The sequence below is a fragment of the Candidatus Goldiibacteriota bacterium genome, from assembly GCA_016937715.1.
Taxonomy (GTDB): Bacteria; Oederibacteriota; PGYV01; order PGYV01; family PGYV01; genus PGYV01.
On sequence record JAFGWA010000050.1, the window covers coordinates 104,014 to 125,016 of the forward strand.

Annotated in this window: 20 protein-coding genes; all 20 read right to left on the reverse strand. The window is 41.7% G+C overall.

The window, feature by feature from the left end; translation table 11 throughout:
* Window position 1: 1 nt before the first annotated feature.
* Window positions 2-706, reverse strand: a complete 705-nt coding sequence (gene phoU / locus JXR81_05885; GenBank protein MBN2754384.1) for a phosphate signaling complex protein PhoU — start codon at window positions 704-706, stop codon at window positions 2-4.
* A gap of 54 nt (window positions 707-760) precedes the next feature.
* Entirely contained in the window at window positions 761-1,528 is a 768-nt protein-coding gene (gene pstB / locus JXR81_05890) for a phosphate ABC transporter ATP-binding protein (GenBank protein ID MBN2754385.1), read from the reverse strand.
* The gene (gene pstA / locus JXR81_05895; GenBank protein MBN2754386.1) at window positions 1,522-2,394 is read right to left on the reverse strand and encodes a phosphate ABC transporter permease PstA; all 873 of its coding nucleotides are present in this window, start codon (window positions 2,392-2,394) and stop codon (window positions 1,522-1,524) included. Before pstA ends, pstB begins: the two co-directional genes overlap by 7 nt.
* Window positions 2,395-2,402: 8 nt before the next feature.
* Complete coding sequence (pstC, locus tag JXR81_05900) at window positions 2,403-3,260, reverse strand: phosphate ABC transporter permease subunit PstC (GenBank protein MBN2754387.1); 858 nt, start codon at window positions 3,258-3,260, stop codon at window positions 2,403-2,405.
* A gap of 111 nt (window positions 3,261-3,371) precedes the next feature.
* The gene (locus JXR81_05905; GenBank protein MBN2754388.1) at window positions 3,372-4,232 is read right to left on the reverse strand and encodes a diguanylate cyclase; all 861 of its coding nucleotides are present in this window, start codon (window positions 4,230-4,232) and stop codon (window positions 3,372-3,374) included.
* Between the two features lie 183 nt (window positions 4,233-4,415).
* Window positions 4,416-5,258, reverse strand: coding sequence for a phosphate ABC transporter substrate-binding protein (locus JXR81_05910; protein ID MBN2754389.1), 843 nt, complete (start codon window positions 5,256-5,258; stop codon window positions 4,416-4,418).
* A gap of 49 nt (window positions 5,259-5,307) precedes the next feature.
* A complete protein-coding gene (locus tag JXR81_05915; protein MBN2754390.1) occupies window positions 5,308-6,324 on the reverse strand; it encodes a hypothetical protein in 1,017 nt (338 codons plus the stop codon).
* A gap of 128 nt (window positions 6,325-6,452) precedes the next feature.
* Entirely contained in the window at window positions 6,453-6,989 is a 537-nt protein-coding gene (locus JXR81_05920; GenBank protein ID MBN2754391.1) for a sigma-70 family RNA polymerase sigma factor, read from the reverse strand.
* 118 nt (window positions 6,990-7,107) lie between these two features.
* Complete coding sequence (locus JXR81_05925) at window positions 7,108-8,871, reverse strand: HAMP domain-containing protein (protein ID MBN2754392.1); 1,764 nt, start codon at window positions 8,869-8,871, stop codon at window positions 7,108-7,110.
* Window positions 8,868-9,545, reverse strand: a complete 678-nt coding sequence (locus JXR81_05930; protein ID MBN2754393.1) for a response regulator transcription factor — start codon at window positions 9,543-9,545, stop codon at window positions 8,868-8,870. Before JXR81_05930 ends, JXR81_05925 begins: the two co-directional genes overlap by 4 nt.
* Before the next feature lie 91 nt (window positions 9,546-9,636).
* Entirely contained in the window at window positions 9,637-10,116 is a 480-nt protein-coding gene (locus JXR81_05935; protein MBN2754394.1) for a hypothetical protein, read from the reverse strand.
* The gene (locus JXR81_05940) at window positions 10,113-10,643 is read right to left on the reverse strand and encodes a thermonuclease family protein (GenBank protein MBN2754395.1); all 531 of its coding nucleotides are present in this window, start codon (window positions 10,641-10,643) and stop codon (window positions 10,113-10,115) included. Before JXR81_05940 ends, JXR81_05935 begins: the two co-directional genes overlap by 4 nt.
* A gap of 603 nt (window positions 10,644-11,246) precedes the next feature.
* Entirely contained in the window at window positions 11,247-12,137 is an 891-nt protein-coding gene (gene xerD, locus JXR81_05945; GenBank protein ID MBN2754396.1) for a site-specific tyrosine recombinase XerD, read from the reverse strand.
* Window positions 12,124-12,681 (reverse strand): flavodoxin family protein, encoded by a 558-nt coding sequence (locus tag JXR81_05950; GenBank protein MBN2754397.1) that lies wholly within the window; start codon window positions 12,679-12,681, stop codon window positions 12,124-12,126. Before JXR81_05950 ends, xerD begins: the two co-directional genes overlap by 14 nt.
* Window positions 12,674-14,701, reverse strand: coding sequence for a glycogen debranching enzyme family protein (locus JXR81_05955; GenBank protein MBN2754398.1), 2,028 nt, complete (start codon window positions 14,699-14,701; stop codon window positions 12,674-12,676). Before JXR81_05955 ends, JXR81_05950 begins: the two co-directional genes overlap by 8 nt.
* Before the next feature lie 231 nt (window positions 14,702-14,932).
* Window positions 14,933-16,462 (reverse strand): glutamine-hydrolyzing GMP synthase, encoded by a 1,530-nt coding sequence (gene guaA, locus JXR81_05960; protein ID MBN2754399.1) that lies wholly within the window; start codon window positions 16,460-16,462, stop codon window positions 14,933-14,935.
* 52 nt (window positions 16,463-16,514) lie between these two features.
* On the reverse strand, window positions 16,515-17,990 hold the full coding sequence (gene guaB, locus JXR81_05965) for an IMP dehydrogenase (protein ID MBN2754400.1): 1,476 nt from the start codon (window positions 17,988-17,990) through the stop codon (window positions 16,515-16,517).
* A gap of 179 nt (window positions 17,991-18,169) precedes the next feature.
* Window positions 18,170-19,159 (reverse strand): inorganic phosphate transporter, encoded by a 990-nt coding sequence (locus tag JXR81_05970; GenBank protein MBN2754401.1) that lies wholly within the window; start codon window positions 19,157-19,159, stop codon window positions 18,170-18,172.
* 10 nt (window positions 19,160-19,169) lie between these two features.
* Window positions 19,170-19,796, reverse strand: a complete 627-nt coding sequence (locus JXR81_05975) for a DUF47 family protein (protein ID MBN2754402.1) — start codon at window positions 19,794-19,796, stop codon at window positions 19,170-19,172.
* A gap of 285 nt (window positions 19,797-20,081) precedes the next feature.
* Complete coding sequence (locus tag JXR81_05980; GenBank protein ID MBN2754403.1) at window positions 20,082-21,002, reverse strand: AEC family transporter; 921 nt, start codon at window positions 21,000-21,002, stop codon at window positions 20,082-20,084.
* Window position 21,003 lies beyond the last annotated feature (1 nt).

Here is a 21,003-nt window from a genome sequence, read left to right on the forward strand (position 1 = left end):
CTCAGTCGGCTTCCTCGTCTGTTTTTACTTTTTTTTCGCGCCCGTTTTCGTCTTCAAAATGGTGCTTAATTGTTTTCCCGTCTATCATATAAACAATGTCTTCGGCAATATTCGTAATATGATCCGCCATTCTCTCTATATGTTTTGAAACAAGTATAAGCCTTATACCCCTTTTAATATTATTTGTATCTTCCATCATATATGTCAGAATTTCCCTGAAATTCTGAACATACAGTTCGTCAATCTGGCTGTCTTTTTTACAGATTTCCCTTGCAAGGGCCGAGTTTTCATCAACAAAAGAAAGCATCGCGTCTTTTAACATCTGCCTTGTTTCTTCAGCCATAGCCGGTATTATTATCATCGGTTTTAGCGGCGGGTGTTTTGACAGGTATTTGGAGGCATACGCCACATTTATAGCAAGGTCGCCTATACGTTCAAGGTCATTATTTATCTTCTGAATTGATGTAATAAATCTTAAATCAACAGCCATAGGCTGCCGTTTGGCCAAAAGTTCAAGGCACTGCCTGTCTATCATAATTTCAAGCAGGTCAATTTCCTGGTCATTTTCTATTACCTTTTCTGCAAGTTCAGAATCGCGCTCAACAAGCGCTTTTACCGACTGCATAATTGCCGTCTCTACAAGCGACTGTATTTTTAAAACTTTCTTTTTTAAATCATTCAGTTCTTCATCAAAATGTCTTTCCATATTTCCTCCCATATCGGTTTATAAACAGCAATATGACGGATGCCTGTATCTGTTCTATCCAAACCTTCCCGTTATATAATCTTCCGTAATTTTTTTATCCGGCTTGGTGAATATTTTTGACGTATCCCCGTATTCCACCATTTCTCCAAGCATAAAAAACGCGGTCTTATCCGCCACCCTTGCCGCCTGCTGCATATTATGCGTCACTATTATTATAGTATAATTTTTCTTTAACTGCTGTATTAATTCTTCTATTTTTGCGGTTGAAATCGGGTCAAGCGATGCCGTGGGCTCGTCCATCAGTATCACTTCCGGCCTTATTACAAGGGCGCGCGCTATACACAGCCTTTGCTGCTGCCCTCCTGAAAGGTCGTAAGCGTTTTTATTAAGGTCGTCTTTTACCTCTTCCCATAATCCCGCTTCGCGCAGGCTGTTTTCAACCTTTTCATTCAGATCAGCGTTATTTGTAAAAAGCCTGTTAACCCTTAATCCATAAGCAACATTTTCAAAGATAGATTTCGGAAAAGGATTTGGTTTCTGAAAAACCATGCCTATTTCACGCCTTAACCTTGAAACATCCACTGATTTACCGTAGACATTGTTTCCTTTAAATTCAAGCAGCCCTTCCACACGCGCTCCCTCTACAAGGTCATTCATTCTGTTTACTGAACGCAGAAAAGTTGACTTGCCGCACCCGGAAGGCCCTATCATTGCAAGCACTTCGTTGTGTATAACCTGCATATTAACATTTTTAAGGGCATGGTAATTTGTATAATAAAAATTAAAATCCTGTACGCTGATACAGCAGTTTTTTTCTACCATTTCCTTTTTCTCCTCGCTTTTATTCTGATAAAGATTGCAACCGCATTTATCGCAAGCACAAGCATAAGAAGCACAAGCGCGGTTCCATACGCAATTTCCATCTGTCCGGCCTGGCTGCCTTCTGTCATTAAGGCGTAAATATGATAAGGCAGCGCCATAACCTCTGAAAACAGCGAATCCGGAAGTTTGATCGTAAAAAATGTGGCGGCCGTGAACATTATAGGCGCAGTCTCGCCCGCGGCGCGCCCTATTCCCAATATCACGCCTGTTATAATACCTGAAACGGCATTGGGAAGAACCACCTTATACATTGTCTGCCACCTTGTGGCTCCAAGCGCCAGCGAAGCTTCTTTAAAAGCTTTTGGAACCGACAGCAGAGCTTCTTCCGAAGTTGCAATTATTGTCGGAAGCACCATTATTCCAAGCACTATTACACCCGACAGCAGAGAGACTCCAAACTGCATAAACTTCACAAGAAAAGCCAGGCCAAAAAGCCCAAACACAATAGAAGGCACACCGGCAAGCGAATTTATTCCTATCCGTAACATCCTGACCAGACGCGGGCTTGTATTATATTCAGTAAGCCAGATTGCCGTAAGAACCCCTAAAGGAAGAGAAAAAACAATTGCCCCTACAGACAGCATAAATGTTCCGACAATGGCGGGAAAAATACCGCCTTCTGACATGCCATTTTCCGGAAATTTCAGAAAGAAATCCGGATTAATAACGCCTATGCCTTTTACAACAATAAAACCCACAAGTACAACAAGCGACAGCACCACAGCAAGAATACAAAGATAAAGCAGAATAAAACCAAAGGACTGGCTTTGATATCTTTTTCTGTCAGTTGCCTGGGTTTCTATCATGGAATCCGTCATTTATTTTTTCCCTTTTTTATATTCTCTGCAATTACGTTAAATAAAACATTAAAAAGAAAAAGGATAAGCCCCATCGCAAAAAGCATATAATAATGGTGGTCACCGACCACTGTTTCGCCCATCTCGCCCGCTATACACGCTGTCATAGGCCTCATCGGGACAAAGATATTATCAGGAATTCCCCTTGACCCGCCGGCCGCCATTAAAACTGTCATCGTCTCTCCCATGGCCCGTGAAATACCAAGAATAATTCCGGTTAAAATACCCGACCTTGCCGCCGGCACCGATACTCTTGTAATAGTTTCCCATTTTGTTCCGCCCAGCGCTAAAGACGCATGCCTTAAATCTTTTGGAACGGCTGTAATGGCATCCTCTGTAATACTTGCTATCGTGGGGACTGACATTACCGCAAGCAGAATAGCGGCGGTGAAACCTGTAAGGCCTGTATTAAGGCCAAAAATATTTTTTATAATGGGCGCAAGAAAAACTATTCCAAAGAAACCAAGCACAACAGAAGGTATTCCGGCCAGCACTTCCATCGCGGGTTTTACAGCTTCCCTTACCCTGCCCGGCGCTAATTCCGCAAGATATATCGCGGCACCGACACCAAGCGGAACCGCAATAGCAATAGCTGTAAAAGTAACGTAAAAAGATGCAAGCATAATAGGCCACATACCAAATAAAGGAGGGTCATCCGTAGGCCTCCACTGCTGCCCAAAAAGTGTATTTATAATTCCGTATTCTTTAAAAGCCGGCAAAGCAGTAACTATAAGCGTCATTGCTATCGCAAACAGAAAAAGGATTGACACAAAAGAAATGGAAGGAAGCATCTTTTCAAGAATATTTTTCTTCATACCTGCGTATGTTGTTGTCTTTGCCATTTTTATCTTCCTTAATATTATTTTATTTGAAATAATTATACTTTTTCTGTGTTGTGTGGGCGTTAATAAATTGTTAATTTTATGTTAAGGCTTATTTTTTAAAACAAACCCTAAACCGGCCGTATAACACACCCTGTTTTTGCCTTTTCTTTTAGCTTCATAAAGGCAGTTATCGGCAAGTTTAAGAAGGTCTTTATATTCAAAAGTTCCGGGCGTCAACGAAGCAATCCCGCAGCTTATTCCAACGGCCACGGGAGCCGGGCCATATTTAACATCCCATTTTTCAATATTTTTCCTTATCATATCCGCTGTCCTTCTGGCGGTATTTCCGTCGCATAAAGGGCATATTATCATAAATTCATCACCGCCAAACCTTCCCGGTACGTCCATGCTTCTTATCCCGTTTTTAATGAATAAAGCCACTGAAGCAAGAATATGATCGCCGCAGTCATGCCCATAGGTATCATTAATTCCCTTAAAATTATCTATGTCGGCAAGTATAAGCGCCAGGTTAATTTTATCTTTAAGGCATAATTCAAACCACTTCTTCAGTTCCAATTCCATATATTCTTTATTATACAGGCCGGTCAGATAGTCATAACTCATTTTCTGCTTAAGTTCATTATGATCGCTCTTTAATATATCATAACTTTCTTTCCACAGATTTGTAATACCCCTGTGTGTAACAATACCTTCTATCACGCCGTTTTTAATAACAGGAACCCTGCTTATCATATTAGCGTCCATAACAGCATATGCCAGCTCTGCCTGAATTCCCGGTTCCACGGCTATAACCCCGTTCTTCATAACTTCAGCGGCGCTTGACAACAAGGCGGCTTCTTTTTTTTTCGCAATATGTTCTATTATATCCGTCCTTGTTATAATTCCGTACGCTTTTCCTGCGTTGTTTACAACCACAGCCGCGCCGGACATGGACTCTGCCATTTTTTATATTACTTCTATAAGCAGCTCTGTATCACGCGCTGTCAGCACGGATTTAGACATTATATCACTGACTTTTATCCTTCTCATCCCCGTGTCCCCACATCCTTATTCCTTATAGCCGCTTAAAAAAAAACCGCGGCCGTGCTTTTAAGCACAAGCCGCGGCTTTAATTACTGAAATGTCTTATCTTACAGGAACATAACCCACTTCTTTAACAATCTGCTGCCCGTCCGCGCTCATTACAAAATCAATAAACTTTTTTGTAAGCCCTTCCGGTTCACCGTTAGTATACATAAAAAGCGGCCTTGCAACTTTGTACGTTCCATTTATTACATTGGCTTCCGTAGCCATTACGCCTTCAACTTTCAGTACTTTTAAGTCATCTGAAAGAAAAGCAAGCCCTACATAACCAATTCCGCCCTCTGTATTCTTTACATTCTCGGCAACTTCCCTGTTGGAAACTGTCATTATCGCGTCATCGCGAAGTTTCGCGCCCCTTAACACAAGCTCTCCGAACACTTCATAAGTTCCTGAAGTTGTATCCCTTGAAATTGCAACTATAGTTGAATTATTTCCGCCTACCTGGCTCCATTTATTGATTTTTCCGCTGAAAATATCGCGGAGCTGATCAAGTGAAATGGCATTGATAGGGTTTGATTTGTGAACAACAAGGGCTATTCCGTCTTTAGCAACAACAGTTCCCACTGCATTAACGCCTTTGGATTTAGCGTTAATTACCTCTTTTGTCTTAATTGCCCTTGAAGCGTTTCCGATATCGGCTGAACCGTCAAGAATAGCAGCTATTCCAACTCCCGAACCGCCGCCTTTAACCGATACTTCAACGGAAGGGTTCGCCTTCATAAATTCTTCCGCCGCTTTCTGCGCTATAGGAAGGACTGTCGTGGAACCCGTAAGAGAAATCTTATTTTCTGACTTTGCCGCCCAGGGCCAGTTCCACGCGAACGCGGAAGCCGCAAGCACTGTCATTGCTGATATTACCACTGCAATCTTTAATAATTTTTTCATTTTTTTCTCCTTTTTATTGTTATTTCTTTAAACTCACTTTAAACTTATATTACCAGCTCCACTTCGTCTGTGCCATCCAAAGATTTGTTGTTACAGGGCTTGACGCTCCGCCGACCTTATCCTGTTCCATCTGATAGTTAAGCTGAAGAAGGACTTTTTCTGTAACATCATAGTTTACGCCTATCGCGTATACATTTTTTTCGTCCCTTACCTTTAATGTATCAGGGTTTGATGTCATGTACATCGCATGCGCGCTTACCCCGTCAACAATTTCCATTCCAAGATACGCGCTTAAAAACTGGCCTATTCCGCTTTTTCCGGATGATTTCTGATTCTTTGATTCAAGGGCTTCCACAAAACCCGATATTGGTCCGCTTCCAAAACCCAGAACAACCGCTTTCCTGTCAGCATACTTTGCAAGGCTTGAAGGCTGGCCGTTAACCTGCTGATCTTCGCCTATCTGATGCCCAAGATATGAACCTCTTACATATAAACCCGCTAACGGAACTATATTAACACTGGCAATCACAGACTTAGCAAGGTTTGTTTCCGCTTTTTTATAGCCGTTGCCGCTAACAATACCCGCTTCAAAGTTACCAAGCTCTGCAGGAAGGTATCCCCTTAAAGTCACTCCATAATCCGCGCTGTCTGCAAGTTTATATTTGTCTTCAAGCGCTTTCTCAATAAGCGGGTATTCCCATGTGTCTATCGTTCCAAAAGGCACAGGCTGAAGTCCGGCTCTTAATGCAATTCCCGCGTCCTTTAATAAAGGAAGGCTCTTTAAATCCACATAAGCGTATTTAACCCATGTGCCAAAGTTAATGTTGTTCTGCTCCGCTGTATTTTCGTAGTCAAGTGTCAGCGCGCCTTCATATCCGTCGCCTTTTGTCTTTACCCTTATGTACGTCCTTTTTACTTCAAACGCGCTTGTCTTTTCTTTTACGTTGTCATAACCAAGAGTATACCTGAACCAGTTGTATCCGTATATCTTTGTGTCCGCCATTACATTCCCTGCCATTGACATAACCATTACAGCTGCCATCAGTAAACCAAAAACTTTTTTCATTTAATTTCTCCTTTTAGATTTTTTACTTCTGTTTCTTTTATTTCCGTGTTTCCTTTTTTCTGTTGTAAGCACCTCCGTCTTTACCTTATTTTTTATTCTTTCCTTTGCGGAATTTATTTTCAAACTTATTATTCATTATTGTGATTAATTCCCTTTAAATCTTGTGTTAATTTCTTGTTAATCTTCAGGCGCCTTAATCCTTTCTGTTTTAACTGCCTTACCCTTTCTCTTGATATGCCAAGAACCCGCGCTATTTCTTTAAAAGGCTTTCCTTCAACAAGCGATAATTCAAGGACTGCCTTTTCAGCTTCAGGAAAATCATCCGGAATTACAAAAGCGGTTTTTATATACTCTTCTTCTTTTTCCTGCGGGGATTCGCTTTCAACGCGGTAAAATTCAATATTTTCATTTTCATAAATATCCATATCAATAATATTTATGCTTTTTTCTTTTTTTAAATAATCAAGGATGCTTCCCTTTACAAAATAAGTGGCATAGGTGGAAAACTTCGCGCCTTTTGTCTCGTCAAAACGCTTTGCCGCCTCCATTATTCCCATTACCCCTTCCTGATACAGGTCATCAAAACCCACGCCATAATGGCAGTATTTGGAAGCAATGCTTTTTACAAGCCCGGAATTTTCATTAATAATTTTTTCTTTATCCAACACAACTCTCCTTAATCAGGTTTAATACAAATATAGACAAAACCTGTTAAGGTAAAATTGCCGCTGAATTAATTTATGGTTAAGGGGTTTAAGGCTGGTTATTGCGGGTAAACGGAATTTATGACGGTGTTTTTTGAAGTTGAATTGTAAATTTTGAACCTTTTCCCGCGGTGCTTTCAACTTTAATCTCGCCTCCGTGAAGCATTACAATATGTTTTACAATTGAAAGGCCAAGACCTGTGCCTCCAAGCTTACGCGAACGCGACCGGTCCACTGTATAAAATCTTTCAAACAATCTGGGTATACTTTCTGCCGGAATTCCGCTTCCGGTATCAGATACTTCTATGGCAATGCCGCCTTCATTTTGACTGACACTGACTGTCACATTTCCTTTTTCCGTGTATTTAACGGCATTATCAATAAGATTAATAAGCGCCTGTTCTATCCTGAATTTTTCCGTCTTTATTACAGGCAGATTTTCGCTGACATAAACGCGCATTTCAAGGTTTTTAGAAAGCATCTTTTTATCAAACATTCTTACTGTGCCGCTTACAAGTTCATTAAGGTCGGTGTCCTCAAAATTCAGCGCGCCGGCTTCAGATTCAAGGTTTGAAAGGGTCAGCAGGTCTTCAACAATATTTATAAGCCTTTCTGTGTGCCTTTTTATGATGCCCAGATATCTTCTGCCGTCTTCATCTTCTGTTTCCGCTTCCATTGTCTCTGTAAAACCTTTTATCGCGGTTAACGGGGTCTTCAGCTCATGTGAAACATTTGCCACAAGGTCTTTTTTCATTTCTTCAAATTCCTTAATACCGGTAACATCATGAAAAACAACCGTTCTTACGGATGCCTTCTCTAAAAAACTTACATTTATTATATAAGCCCTTGAGTTAATTTCCATGTGTTCCGAATAACCCGACGAGTGCGTTTTTGACTTTTCCATCATCTCATTGAACCTTTGAGGAAGCATTGCTTCCCAATAATACCTTCCATCCGCTTTTTCTTTTAAGGGGGAATGAACGCATATTTCCATGAAACTTTTATTTGCAATAAGTATAAGCCCTTTGTCATCAACCACGATAAGAGGTTCATTCATGGAAGAGATAATAGCGTCAAGTTTTTCTTTCTGCGAAGAAATCTCCTCAAACTGGCGTTTTATCCTGCGCGCCATATCATTAAAGCCGTCAGCCATAAGCTGTATTTCATCGCCGCTGACCACATCAACCGATACGTTAAAATCACCCGCTGACATTTTTTTTGCGGCATCCCCAAGTTTTCTCACCGGATCTGAAATCTTTCTTGCGGCTAAAAACATAACAACAAGCGACAGAATGATAATAAGAACGGTAATATTTATTATTTTTCCGGTTAAATCCCATATAAGGTCATTCACCCTGTGTAAAAACATGCTTAAACGTATCACCCAAACTGTGTTTCCCGCTTCATCGGTAAAAGGCATTGCAAGATAAAGCATTTTTTCTTTGGTTGTGCTGCTGTACCTTACCGAGTATCCAAAATCCTTGTTCCCCTGCCCTTTTAAAGCCGCGGATATTTCAGGCCTGCTGATATGATTATCCATTAAATGAGGGTCTTTTTCCGAATCGCCAAGGACAACACCGGATTTGTCAATAACAGTCACGCGGGTTCCTGTTTCTATTTCAGTCTGTATAAGATATTTTTCAAGCCCTTCATAGTTTTTTTGTTTAACAAACGAATCCACCCTGGGCATCATTAAGCCGCCCATTATTTCAAGCCTTTCGGTCAGAGAGGAAATATAATTATTTCTGATTGTCCTGAAAGAAAAGAATATTACCAGAAAGGAAAAAAATACAATTACAAGCACAAACCATGTAAATATTTTTTTAAAAAGGGAACTTTTCATTCTTCCATTTTATAACCGACCCCGCGGATATTTGTTATCATTTTGCCCGCGGCGCCAAGTTTTTCCCTTAAATGTTTTATATGTACATCTATGGTCCTGTCCACTACTGTTTTTTCATCGCCCCAAAGCCCGTCTAAAATCTGTTCCCTTGAAAATACCCTGCCCCTTTTGGAAACTAATATCTTTAAAATATTAAATTCCGTCGCGGTAAGATTAACAGTTTTTCCTCCCGTGGAAACCTTATGCCTTTCCGTATCTATTTCTATCATTCCCGCTTTTATTTTCTTTTCTTCTTCACCGCGGGCCGGCCTTCTTAAGACTGCTTTGACCCTTGCGGTAAGTTCGCGCGGGGAAAAGGGCTTTGTGACATAATCATCGGCTCCAAGTTCCAGCCCCAGCACCTTGTCTGTTTCGGAAGACTTGGCGGTAAGCATTATAATAGGAATATCAGATGTATTATTGTCTTTTTTCATGGTTTTACACACTGTTAAACCGTCAATTTCAGGCATCATAAGGTCAAGTATTACAAGCGCGGGTTTTACTTTAACAAGAGATTTTAAAAACGACTTTCCGTCGCCGTATTCTTTTGTCTTAAAACCCTCTTTTTGCAGGTTTATCGCGACAAGTTCGGCAATATCTTCTTCATCGTCCACTATTGCTATCAATTCTTCCATTTATTATCACCTCTTTTTTTTTAATCTTACAAAAACCGTGTTAAGAATCGGTTAAGAATTGATATTTATTGCATAAAATCCTTACGCGCCCTTATAATATTTTAACCTGGTCCATTGATTTTACTATTATCTCCACTTTACCTTTATAATCCTTGACCCTTCCTTCAACCCTTACTTTTTTATTAAGAAAGTATTTTTCCGGAGTTTCAGGGAACTTAACAAAATCAGAGGCAAATATCACCAGAGAAAGCCCCTGTTTATAATTTTTATCAAAATTTAAAAAACATACCTTACCGCTGTTATACGACCCGACAATAACACCTTCTGTCACCACATACCTGCCTAAATATGAAGCGGCATCCTGCGGCTTTATCTTTACCATCTCTTTTGTTTCAAAATCCGAAACGGAACGGGTACTTGCCGGGAGCGCGGCTGAAATTTCAGAGGAAGCCGGGCTTATTTTTGATACCTTTTTTATCTCATCAATTATTAAAAATTTCACCGCAATAATTATAAGCAGAACCGCAAGGGTTACAAACCCTGTTTTTTTATAAAAATCCCCATTGTTCATCTCATTTCCCTCCCACCGGCTCCCTGTTCCCACACGCCTTTTTTAAACTGCCTGGCAATGTTTTCAAGCATAAGGAATTCTTTGGTCCTGGAGCATTCGGATTTGGCGTAAACATAAGCGTATCCGCTTTTAACCAGCTCCGCGTTTACCAGCACACCTTCTTTTGTATAAACGTATGCCAGAAGCCTTCCATATTTATCATTCATATTAAGGGTGTCATATTCTATTATTACTTCTTTCCCCTGTATAAGATTTTTAACATACGCTTTTGCTTCTTTTCCGAATTTCTGCACGGGCAGGTCAGGGTGATGAAGTTCCGGGGTGTCAATACCCAGAAGCCTTACAAGATTATCGCGTTCTTTTATCTTTATGGTATCCCCGTCTATAACCTGTTCAGTTACAGCGGTAAACTTTACCCATCTTTTCTTTTCATTCGCGGCTTTAATGGCAGTATTACCAAGCCATACAATTCCAAGCACCGCGGCAGTAAGAATGATTACAGAAACATAAAAATTTTTATTTTTCATATATTAACCCCTGTTATTTTTTAAAACTAAAATATTATAACATAAATTTGACACACTGAGGGACGGATGCACGGAGGATCGGAGGGACGGAAGTAAAACCAGATACCAAATCAACTGCCGCGCCCTAAAAGGGCGGGCCTACCAAGGCATTAAAACAAGAAATCAAAACAAAAACCGTACATGTTGCTGCGGGTTTCAAAACAGGGGTTGGGTGTGTTTTTTCAGTGCGTGCCGCGTAAGCATAGTATGTATGCAGCAGAAACATTTTAATGCCACGCCGGCAGATTCGTAAGTGCCACGAATTCCCGGCTGCCAATGACGTTAACCTGCCTGTGGATTTAAAGTTTGTTTGGATGCAAGAATACCAATTTGCGGCGCGTACTGAAAAAATATACCCAAGCCCTGTAAAACCGAGGGACTGATGCACGAAGGGACAGAGGGACGGAAGTAAAAACAAATACCAAATCAACTGCCGCGGGCTAAAGACCCGCGTCTACCAGAACATAAAACCAAATCAAAAACACGCGCCCTAAAAGGACGCGGCTACCAGATCTAAACCAACTTTCCAAGCTGCCGAGCTTCTGAGCTGCTGAGCCGCCTTCTTTACCCGCGGGGATGGAACTTCTTATGCATGTTTTTTAACCTGCTTCTGTCAATATGCGTGTAAAGCTGCGTTGTGGAAATATCGGAATGGCCCAGCATTTCCTGCACGCTTCGCAGGTCAGCGCCGCCTGCCAGAAGGTGCGTGGCAAAACTGTGCCTGAAAATATGCGGATATACGTCTTTTTCTATCTTTTCTTTTTTTGCGTATCTTTTTATAAGCTTCCAGACGCCCTCGCGGGTGAATTTCCCGCCGCGTTTTGTGACAAAAAGATTAGGACAGAACTTTTTTACAATCCCCATACGGACTTCAAGATAGCTTTTAATAGCGTCCACCACATATTCCCCTATCGGGACAAGCCTTTCCTTGGACCCTTTTCCAAAACACCTTATCACGCGTTCATCCATATCAACATCGGTAAGTTCCAGGTTTACAAGTTCTGACACGCGCACTCCGGATGAATATAACAGTTCCATTATAGCCCTGTCCCTTTTTCCTTCCGGCTTTGACATATCCGGCGATGACAATAAAGCGTCTATGTCCTGTTTTGACAGCACTTCCGGCATTTTTTTACGCGTTTTAAAAGTTTCAAGGTTTTCAAAAGGGTTTGTATCCGCGGCTTTTGTTTTTATCATATATTTATAAAGCCCCCGCAGGCTGACCAGCGCGCGCGCTATTGAAAGCGGGGAATATTTACGCGACTTCATGTAGAAAATAAAATCCACAATTGAATCTTCTGTTACTTCTATTTCTTTTCTCTCTTCCATATATTTAAGAAATATCTCTATGTCAGACGCGTAAGCCGAAGCGGTGTTTTTTGAAAGCCCTTTTTCATAAATGGTGTACCCTTTAAATTTTTCTCTGATACTTTTTATGGAATCAGTCCCGCCCATTTATCAAACCCGCAAGCGCCTTTATTTTTTTCACGCACAAAGGTGATTTCTCCGCGGCTCCTGTTTTGTCCATATTTCCAAACGTCATAACAAACGGAGTTTTTATTCCGTTAACCGCAAACATTGAAGCAATCTCTGTTTTTGCGGGCAGAAAATACTTTTTTTTACCGCTGCCCGCGGTAAGGATTATAATGCCCTTTGTTTTGACGGCTGTTTTTTTCTTATTGTGCCTTTCCCACTCCGGCTGGTTTCTGTCTATAAAAGCTTTTAAGGGAGCGGGAACTCCGCAGAAATAAACAGGAGATGCAATTATGACTGTCTTTGCTTTTTTAATTTTTAGAATAAGCATGTCAGCGTCATCGCGATACACGCACCTGAAAGTTTTGGAGCATTTACCGCATGCCGTGCATGGTTTTATTTTAAGGGAATTAATGTCAACTATACCGGCATTTTTTATATTAAGGAGTTTAAGAAGAATTTCCGCGGCTTTAGCAGAATTGCTTTTTTTCCGCGGGCTGGCATTTATTAAAAGTACGTCAGCCATTTGTCCCGTTTGCAAGGTAGTCTTCTATGTAAGAGCGCAGCAGTTCCGCCACAGCCCAGGCATGCGATATTCTTCCGCGCGCCGTGTATGGAAAGTTGCCGTCAAACATCTCTGACACCGTTGATAAACCGGCGTTTTTAAGGTGTTCAAAGAACGGTTCATATACGGTCTCTATAAATTCAAGGCTTTCTTTTCCGCGTCCAAATGTTTTAAAATATGCCGATACAAAATGGCCCACTGTAAATCCCCATACCGTTCCCTGATGCGCGGCAGCGTCGCGCGCGTTCTGGTCGCCGTCATAGCGCTGTTTGAACATCACATTCATGCTGCTTAAAGTACGCATTCCAAAAGACGTATAAAGTTCTTTAATTACCGCGTTCATTATTTTTTCTTTTTTTGCAATTTCCTCTATAAGGGGAAAAGGAAGGCTTATTGCCATTACCTGATTAGGCCTGACGCTGCTGTCGTTATTTATCCCGTCAATCACGTCATAAAGGTAGCCGCCGTCCGCGTACCAGAATTTTTCATTAAAACTTTTGTATACCTTATCTGCCAGTTCTTTATAGGACACGGACATATCCGTTTCGCCGTTATTATGGGATATTTCCTGCATTGTGCGCAGCGCGTTGTACCACAGGGCGTTTACTTCCACCGCTTTTCCCTGCCTTGGCGTGATGGGCGTTCCGTTTATTTTGGCATCCATCCAGGTAAGCTGCATGCCGGGATACCCCGCGTCCAAAAGCCCGTCCGTGTCTGTATGAATATTATAGTCAGTTCCGTTAATATGTTTATGCAATATCCAGGTCAGCCTTTTAAAAAAGTCCGTCTGGGCTCCCACAAGCGCCGTGTCGCCGGTATAATCAAGGTATTTTTTTAACGCGTAAAAGAACCACAGCGTGGTGTCTACCGACATATATGATATGTCATTTTTTTCCATTGTCATTTTAAGCGGAAGCAGCCCGTTTTTTTCAAACAGCATGGCGCTTTCAAGAACTTTTTTTGCCTCTTCAAATTTATGCAGCACAAGAAAAATACCCGGCAGGGAAGCAAAAGTATCCCTGAACCACGTGTAATTTGCCCACGGAAGCCCCGCCACCATGTAAGGGGTGCCGTCTTCGCGGAAAACAACAAAAGATTCCGCCGCGGAGATAAGTTCCTGCACCGACGCCCTGTAATCATCCTCGCGCACGCAAGCGCCTGTTACTTCGCATATCTCGTGTATTTTTTTCACTTCCTGCGCGTACCTGCTTTTCAGTTCCGCGGTATTCATTTCAGGGACATCTTCGGTTGAAAAAACAATTGATTTCGGTTTATTATATTCAAGGTCCAGCGTAAATTTGCCGACGTTATAAAGGTCTTCTACCGCGTCAAATCCGGACACGTCTTCTTTCATGTAAAAGAAGTCCCTGTACCATACCCCTTCAAGTTCCACGTCGCCGCCGTCCGGCAGATAAATAAAAGCGGGCGGCATATTCATATACGCGTGAATTATGGTTTTTTTATTCCCGTTATCAAGTTTTACCGACGGGTCAAATATAGGCATTTCCCTTATCAGGTGTTCCGCTTCGCGGAAAGCAATAAGCGGGCGGATGTGAAGTTTTGCGTGGCTGTCCGGCGTAAGCACGGTATATGTGACAACAGTGCTGTTTGTGTCTTTCATAAGATAAACTTCTTTTTTAAGCCTTATATTGTCAATAAGGTAAAGAAACGTAACAACATCATCTTTCAGCCTGAAGTTTTCAAGCAGGGAATACCCTTTGGGATAAACTGTCTTTTTATACTTATGCGTGGAAATATGGTAGATGTGCCCTGCAACTTCAAGTTCTTCATCGCAATTGGGAAACATTACCATTCTGTTGTCAACACCGGGAAGTTTGGCAACCAAAAGGCCGTGATGCCTTCTGGTATTGGTCATAAGTATAGTGGAAGACGCATAGCTTCCGCGCCTGTTTGTAACTATCCATTCCTTCTCTGCCGCAACGTTAAAATCGTTGCAGATGTGCCTTCCAAAAGAAATCATGTCCCTGTGTTCCCCTTAAACTGTTTTTAATAAAACTTATCCAATAACCTGTTATCCCATATCCCATAAATATAAGAAACCGAGGGACAGATGCACAGATGTACGGATGTTCAGCAAAACCGGCTTTTTCAGCCGTACTCTGTCGCTTATGCTTATCTGCTTATAGCTTAAACCGCTGTCTTTCTATTTCCTTCCGTCCCTCTGTCCCTCTGTGCATCCGTCCCTCTATTACTACTCCCACTCTATCGTCGCGGGGGGTTTATTTGAAATATCATACACCACCCTGTTTATTCCCTTTACTTCATTTATTACTCTTGAACTTATGGTGCTTAAAAGTTCATACGGCAGTTTTACCCATTCCGCCGTCATGCCGTCCCTTGAATGAACAGCCCTTACGGCTAAAACATTTTCATACGTCCTTTTATCGCCCATTACGCCTACGGTTTTCACCGGAAGCAGGACTCCAAAAGTCTGCCAGATTGTAAAATAAAGGCCGGCCTTTTTTATCTCTTCTACAATTATATCATCCGCCCTCTTTAAAACCTCAAGTTTTTCTTTTGTAATATCGCCAAGTATCCTTACCGCAAGGCCCGGGCCGGGGAATGGCTGCCTCATCAGCACTTCTTCCGGTATTCCAAGCTTTCTTCCTATTTCCCTTACCTCATCCTTAAACAGGAATTTAAGCGGTTCCACAAGTTTCATATCCATTTTTTCCGGCAGGCCGCCTACATTATGGTGCGATTTAATGGTAACAGAAGGGCCTTTAACCGAAACGCTTTCAATTAAATCCGGATACAGCGTTCCCTGCGCAAGGAAATGAAATTTGCCCAGTTTTTTTATATTCTTTTCAAAAACTTCTATGAAATAATTGCCTATTATTTTTCTCTTTTTTTCCGGTTCACTTACCCCCGCAAGCCTTTTTAAAAAACCCGCTTCCGCGTCCGCGTATCGCACATTTAATCCAAGTTTCTTATACATTGCCATCACGCGTTTTTCTTCATTAAGGCGCAGCAGCCCGTTATTTACAAAAACATTCACAAGCTGTTTCCCGATTGCTTTATTAATAAGAATTGCCGCTACCGTGGAATCAACGCCGCCGGACACGCCGCATACAACTTTTTTATTGCCCACTTCTTTTCTTATTTCGGCTATGGTGGTCTTTATGTATGATTCCGCCGTCCAGTCGCGCTTTGCTTTGCATATCTTCGCGAAATTACTTATTATTTTTTTTCCGTTCTTTGTGTGCACCACTTCGGGGTGAAACTGCACCGCGAAGAGGTTTTCTTTTTTGTGGCTGATAACGGCGTATTTTGACCCTGTCGTATAAGCCGCCACTTCAAAGTTTTTTGGCATAGCCGTCATTTTATCGCCGTGGCTCATCCATACCTGTTCTTTTTTCTTAAGCCCCGCAAGAAGCGGGCTTTTTTTAACGTGAAGTTCCGCGAAACCGTACTCCCTGTGTTTTGACCCCGCCACTTTTCCGCCGAAGAAATGCGATATTACCTGCATACCGTAGCATATGCCCAGCACGGGTATTCCAAGTTCAAATATTCCCTTATCCGGAACCGGCGCGTCTTTTTCATAAACAGAAGAAGGGCTGCCGGAAAGTATTATACCTTTGGGGTTTAAAGCCTTAATATCCCCAAGTTTCATTGAAAAAGGGTGCACTTCGGAATAGATATTTAACTCCCTTACCCTTCTTGCAATTAGCTGTGTGTACTGCGAACCAAAATCAAGAACCAGTATCATGTCATTTTTCATGTGAATTTCCCGTAGTCTTTATTTTTTACCGGCAGCCAGGCTGCTTTATTTTTTATCCGTTAACCCTGTAATTGGGCGCTTCGTTTGTTATTGCAATATCGTGCGCGTGCGATTCTTTAAGCCCCGCGTTGGAAATTTTTACAAACCTTGTGTCCCTCTGCAGTTCTTTTATTGTCTTTGTCCCGCAGTATCCCATGCCGCTTCTTAATCCGCCTATCATCTGATGAACGGTGGACGACAGCCCGCCCCTAAAAGGCACGCGGCCTTCAATTCCTTCGGGTACAAGTTTATCTTCTTCCTCATCCCACTGAAAATATCTTTCCCTGCCGCCGCGTTTTTTCATTGCCGCAAGCGAACCCATTCCCCTGTGTACTTTAAAACTTCTGCCTTCCAATAACACGGTTTCTCCCGGGCTTTCTTCAGTTCCCGCGAAAAGCCCGCCTATCATAACAGAATCCGCGCCTGCCGCTATCGCCTTTACTATATCGCCGGAGTATTTGATACCGCCGTCAGCAATTACCGGAATACCTTTTTTTGAAGCAGCTTTAACGCAGTCCATAATAGCCGTCACCTGCGGTACTCCCATGCCGGAAATTATTCTTGTGGTACAGATAGAGCCGGGCCCCATCCCTACTTTTATGCCGTCAGCACCCGCCGCTATAAGGTCACGCGCCGCGTCTTCTGTTGCTATATTTCCGCCAAGTATATCCACTGACGGGAATCTTTTTTTAACTTCTTTGACCGCTTTTAAAACGCCTTCAGAATGGCCGTGCGCCGTATCCACCACAAGCGCGTCAACACCGGCTTTTATAAGCGCTTCCGCGCGTTCCATCATGTCATTACTTGGCCCAATTGCCGCTGCCACGCGCAGCCTGCCAAACTTGTCAACAGTGGCGTTTGGGTACATTAATTTTTTTTCAATATCTTTTATGGTAATAAGCCCTTTTAATTCAAAATTTTTATTCACCACGGGAAGTTTTTCTATCCTGTTGTCGTGAAGAATCTGTTTTGCCTGTTCAAGAGTGGTGCCGGTTTTTGTGGTTATAAGTTTATCCGCCGGCGTCATAATTTCTTTGACAAGCTGTTTTTTGTTCTTTACAAAACGCAGATCCCTGTTGGTTAGGATGCCCACAAGCTTCCTGCCTTCTATAATAGGAAAGCCGGAAATGTGGTATTTGTTCATCATCTCCCCGGCTTGCATTACGGTGGCGTCCGGCGGCAGGGTTACGGGATCAAGTATCATTCCGCTTTCAGATCGTTTGACTTTGTCAACTTCCCTTACCTGCTCTTCAATTGTAAGATTTTTATGTATGACTCCTATACCGCCCACCTGCGCCATTGCAATTGCCATCCTGGATTCGGTTACAGAATCCATGGCAGCCGACACAAGGGGTATATTTATATGAATGTTTCTGCTGAACCTGGTCTTTGTCTCCGCCTCTTTTGGAAGTACGGCAGAACGCCTTGGTACAAGCAGAACATCGTCAAATGTAAGAGCCTCTTTAAGGATTTTGGATGAATTATTCATAACTTTGCGGATCATGGTGTTTTCCTCCTTTTCAAGATAAAATATCACATTTACGGGTAATAGTCAATTTCATAAAAATAGATATAATAGGCTTTAAATTTTTGAATTAAAAATAAACGTATCACATTATGAAAAAATAAGCGCCGTTTTTTAAAACAGAAAATTGCGGTTAAACAGTGCTATTTAAAAGGTATTGTCACCAGAAAATAAGATATAGCGGAGATTAAAGCGGCAGCAGGAATCGTGATAATCCACGCCCATATAATTCCGCCCGCAACGCCCCATTTTACGGCAGAAAGCCTTTTTATGGAGCCTACTCCCATTATGGAGCCTGTGATAGTGTGCGTGGTGGAAACAGGTATACCCATGGCAGTTGCAATGTATAAACTTATGGCGCCCCCGGTTTCCGCGCAGAAGCCGTCTATTGGTTTTAACTTTGCCACTTTCTGACCCATTGTTTTTACAATTCTCCATCCGCCAAACATTGTGCCAAGCGCGATAGCAACATAGCAAGACAGCGCCACCCACATTGGTATTTCAAAAACTTCTATCACACCGGCGCTGAATAGCAGCCCGGTAATAATACCCATTGTTTTCTGCGCGTCATTTCCGCCGTGCCCCATACTGTAAAGCGCGGCTGATAAAAGCTGCCCTTTACGGAATAAATGGTCAACCTTAACAGGTGTGGAACTTCTTACCAGCTGATATACAAGCTGCCCTATCAGCCTGCCAAGAATAAAACCGGCAAGAGGAGATATGACAATAAAAATGGCGGTCTTAAAAATACCGCTGTAAATCAGCGCCGAAGGGCCTACCTTAACCATAGCGGCGCCTATAAGCCCGCCTATTAAAGCGTGCGAAGAACTTGTGGGAAGCCCAAAATACCATGTGATAATATTCCATACGCAGGCTCCCATTAACGTCCCAAAAATTACCTGCTGGTTTATTATGTTTACGTCAATTATGCCTTTGCCCATGGTTTTTGCGACAAGGTGGCCAAAAAAGAAGAAAGCAATAAAATTAAAAGAAGCGGCCCAGATTACCGCGTATTTAGGGGATAAAACGCGCGTTGAAACAATGGTGGCTATTGAATTCGCGGAATCATGAAAACCGTTTAAAAAATCAAAAAGTAAAGCAAGCAGAATAAGCAGTATTATTGTCGTGGTCATATTTTTGCTTCTATGCCTGTTTTACAAGTATAGACTCTATGTTATGAGCCACATGCTTGCAGATATCCAGTGATGTTTCGGCTATCTGATAGATTTCTTTCCATTTAATAACCTGAATAGGGTCTTTTTCGTTTTCAAAAAGTTCCATAAGCGCCGAATCCCTTAACCTGTCGCCAAGCGATTCAAGGTTTCCCACTTCAACACAGGCTTTTAATATATTATTCATATTCTTCATATCCCTTAATCCCGCAACCGCACCTGAAATTACATTAACAGCCTGGGTTATAAGTTCCGCGAACTGAACCATATTTTTATCCGGACCTTTTAATTTATACAGCCTCATCCTTGCAACCACGGTATTCATAATGTCATTTACTTCGTCCATCTCTTTTGCAAGCTGATGTATGTCTTCACGGTCAAAAGGGGTGATAAAAGTCTTGTTAAGATGGTCCATAATCGCATAAGCCATTTTATCGCCGTTTCTTTCAATTTCTTTCATCTTTGTCTGTGATTCTTCGCTTACTTCAGGCTGTGCCACTATTTCACGGAAACAGGCCGCGGCATCAACCAGATTAACCGCCTGCTTGTCAAAAAATTCAAAAAAGTTAAATTCTTTCGGGAAAAATCTGGATAGCATAAGTTACTCCTTTAATTTTAGTATAAGTTCTATTAAACGCGATAACTATAACATGTTTTATTCAAAATTTCAAATTGTTAATTTTTAATAAATTTTGTATATCATGAGTGTTAATAATGTTAATTCTGTGGGTAACTTTCTGTGTAACGTGAAACCTGCGGAAATACCGTGTATTTTTATCCACAACGTTTAAACAAAACTTAAAGCGCATTATTGCCTTTATTTTAAAGGGTTTTATTGGTTTTGTGGGCATTTCACACATGGAATGCTGTAAAAAGCAGACATTTATTGAATAGCGGAGACTATGTAAATCCACATGGAAATTGTGAACAGGGACAGTGCTGTAGTGACCGTTATGGCGGCAGCGCTGAATTCGTGGTCGCTGCCGTATTTTTTAACAAGTATATAGCTTGAAAGGGCTGTCGGAAAGGAAAATGTTAAAACAGCCACGCCAAGCGTTTCTTTATCCGTAATTTTCAGCAGATATGTGAAGATAAAAAAGCTTAAAGCAGGGAACAATAAAAGTTTTATGAACGATGCCAGCCCAAGAAGCACCCTGTCCCTTTTAATAATGGATATGTTAAGCCCCGCCCCTACAGCCAAAAGCATTAAAGGCGAACCCATCATGGCAAGCATGCTGATGGTATTGGAGAAAACCACGGGTATTTTAATGCCAAAATAAGAAACTAAAAGAGCGCCGATACAGGTTAAGATAAGCGGGTCTTTGACCAACACTTCAATCATCCCCTGTTTTTTTGAAGAGTTTTTATGAACAATATTAAGATACGTTATCGCAAGCCCTATTAAAACAGGCGCCACAAAACCGGTCACCACGCTTAAGCGCGCAAGCCCGTGCGTGCCGTACAGGCTGTAAGCTATGGGAAAACCGATATAGGCAATATTGGACCTTAACGCCCCGTTTACAAACGCGCCTTTTTTTTCTTTTGGAAGTTTCATTGCTATAAGTACGCACAGAATAAACACAAGCACAGATACCGTATAAAGCCCAAGTATAACCTTAATTTCAAAAATTTCCTTAAACGGGACTTTATAAATGGAATCAAATATCATTACCGGCAGTATCAGGTAATACGCAAGGTTATTAAGAAAGGTTTCCGTGCAGGGTTCAAGCACTTTTTTCTGTTTTAACGCGAACCCGATTGCTATGATGATAAATATCGGTATTACACTGTTAACAATCAGCATT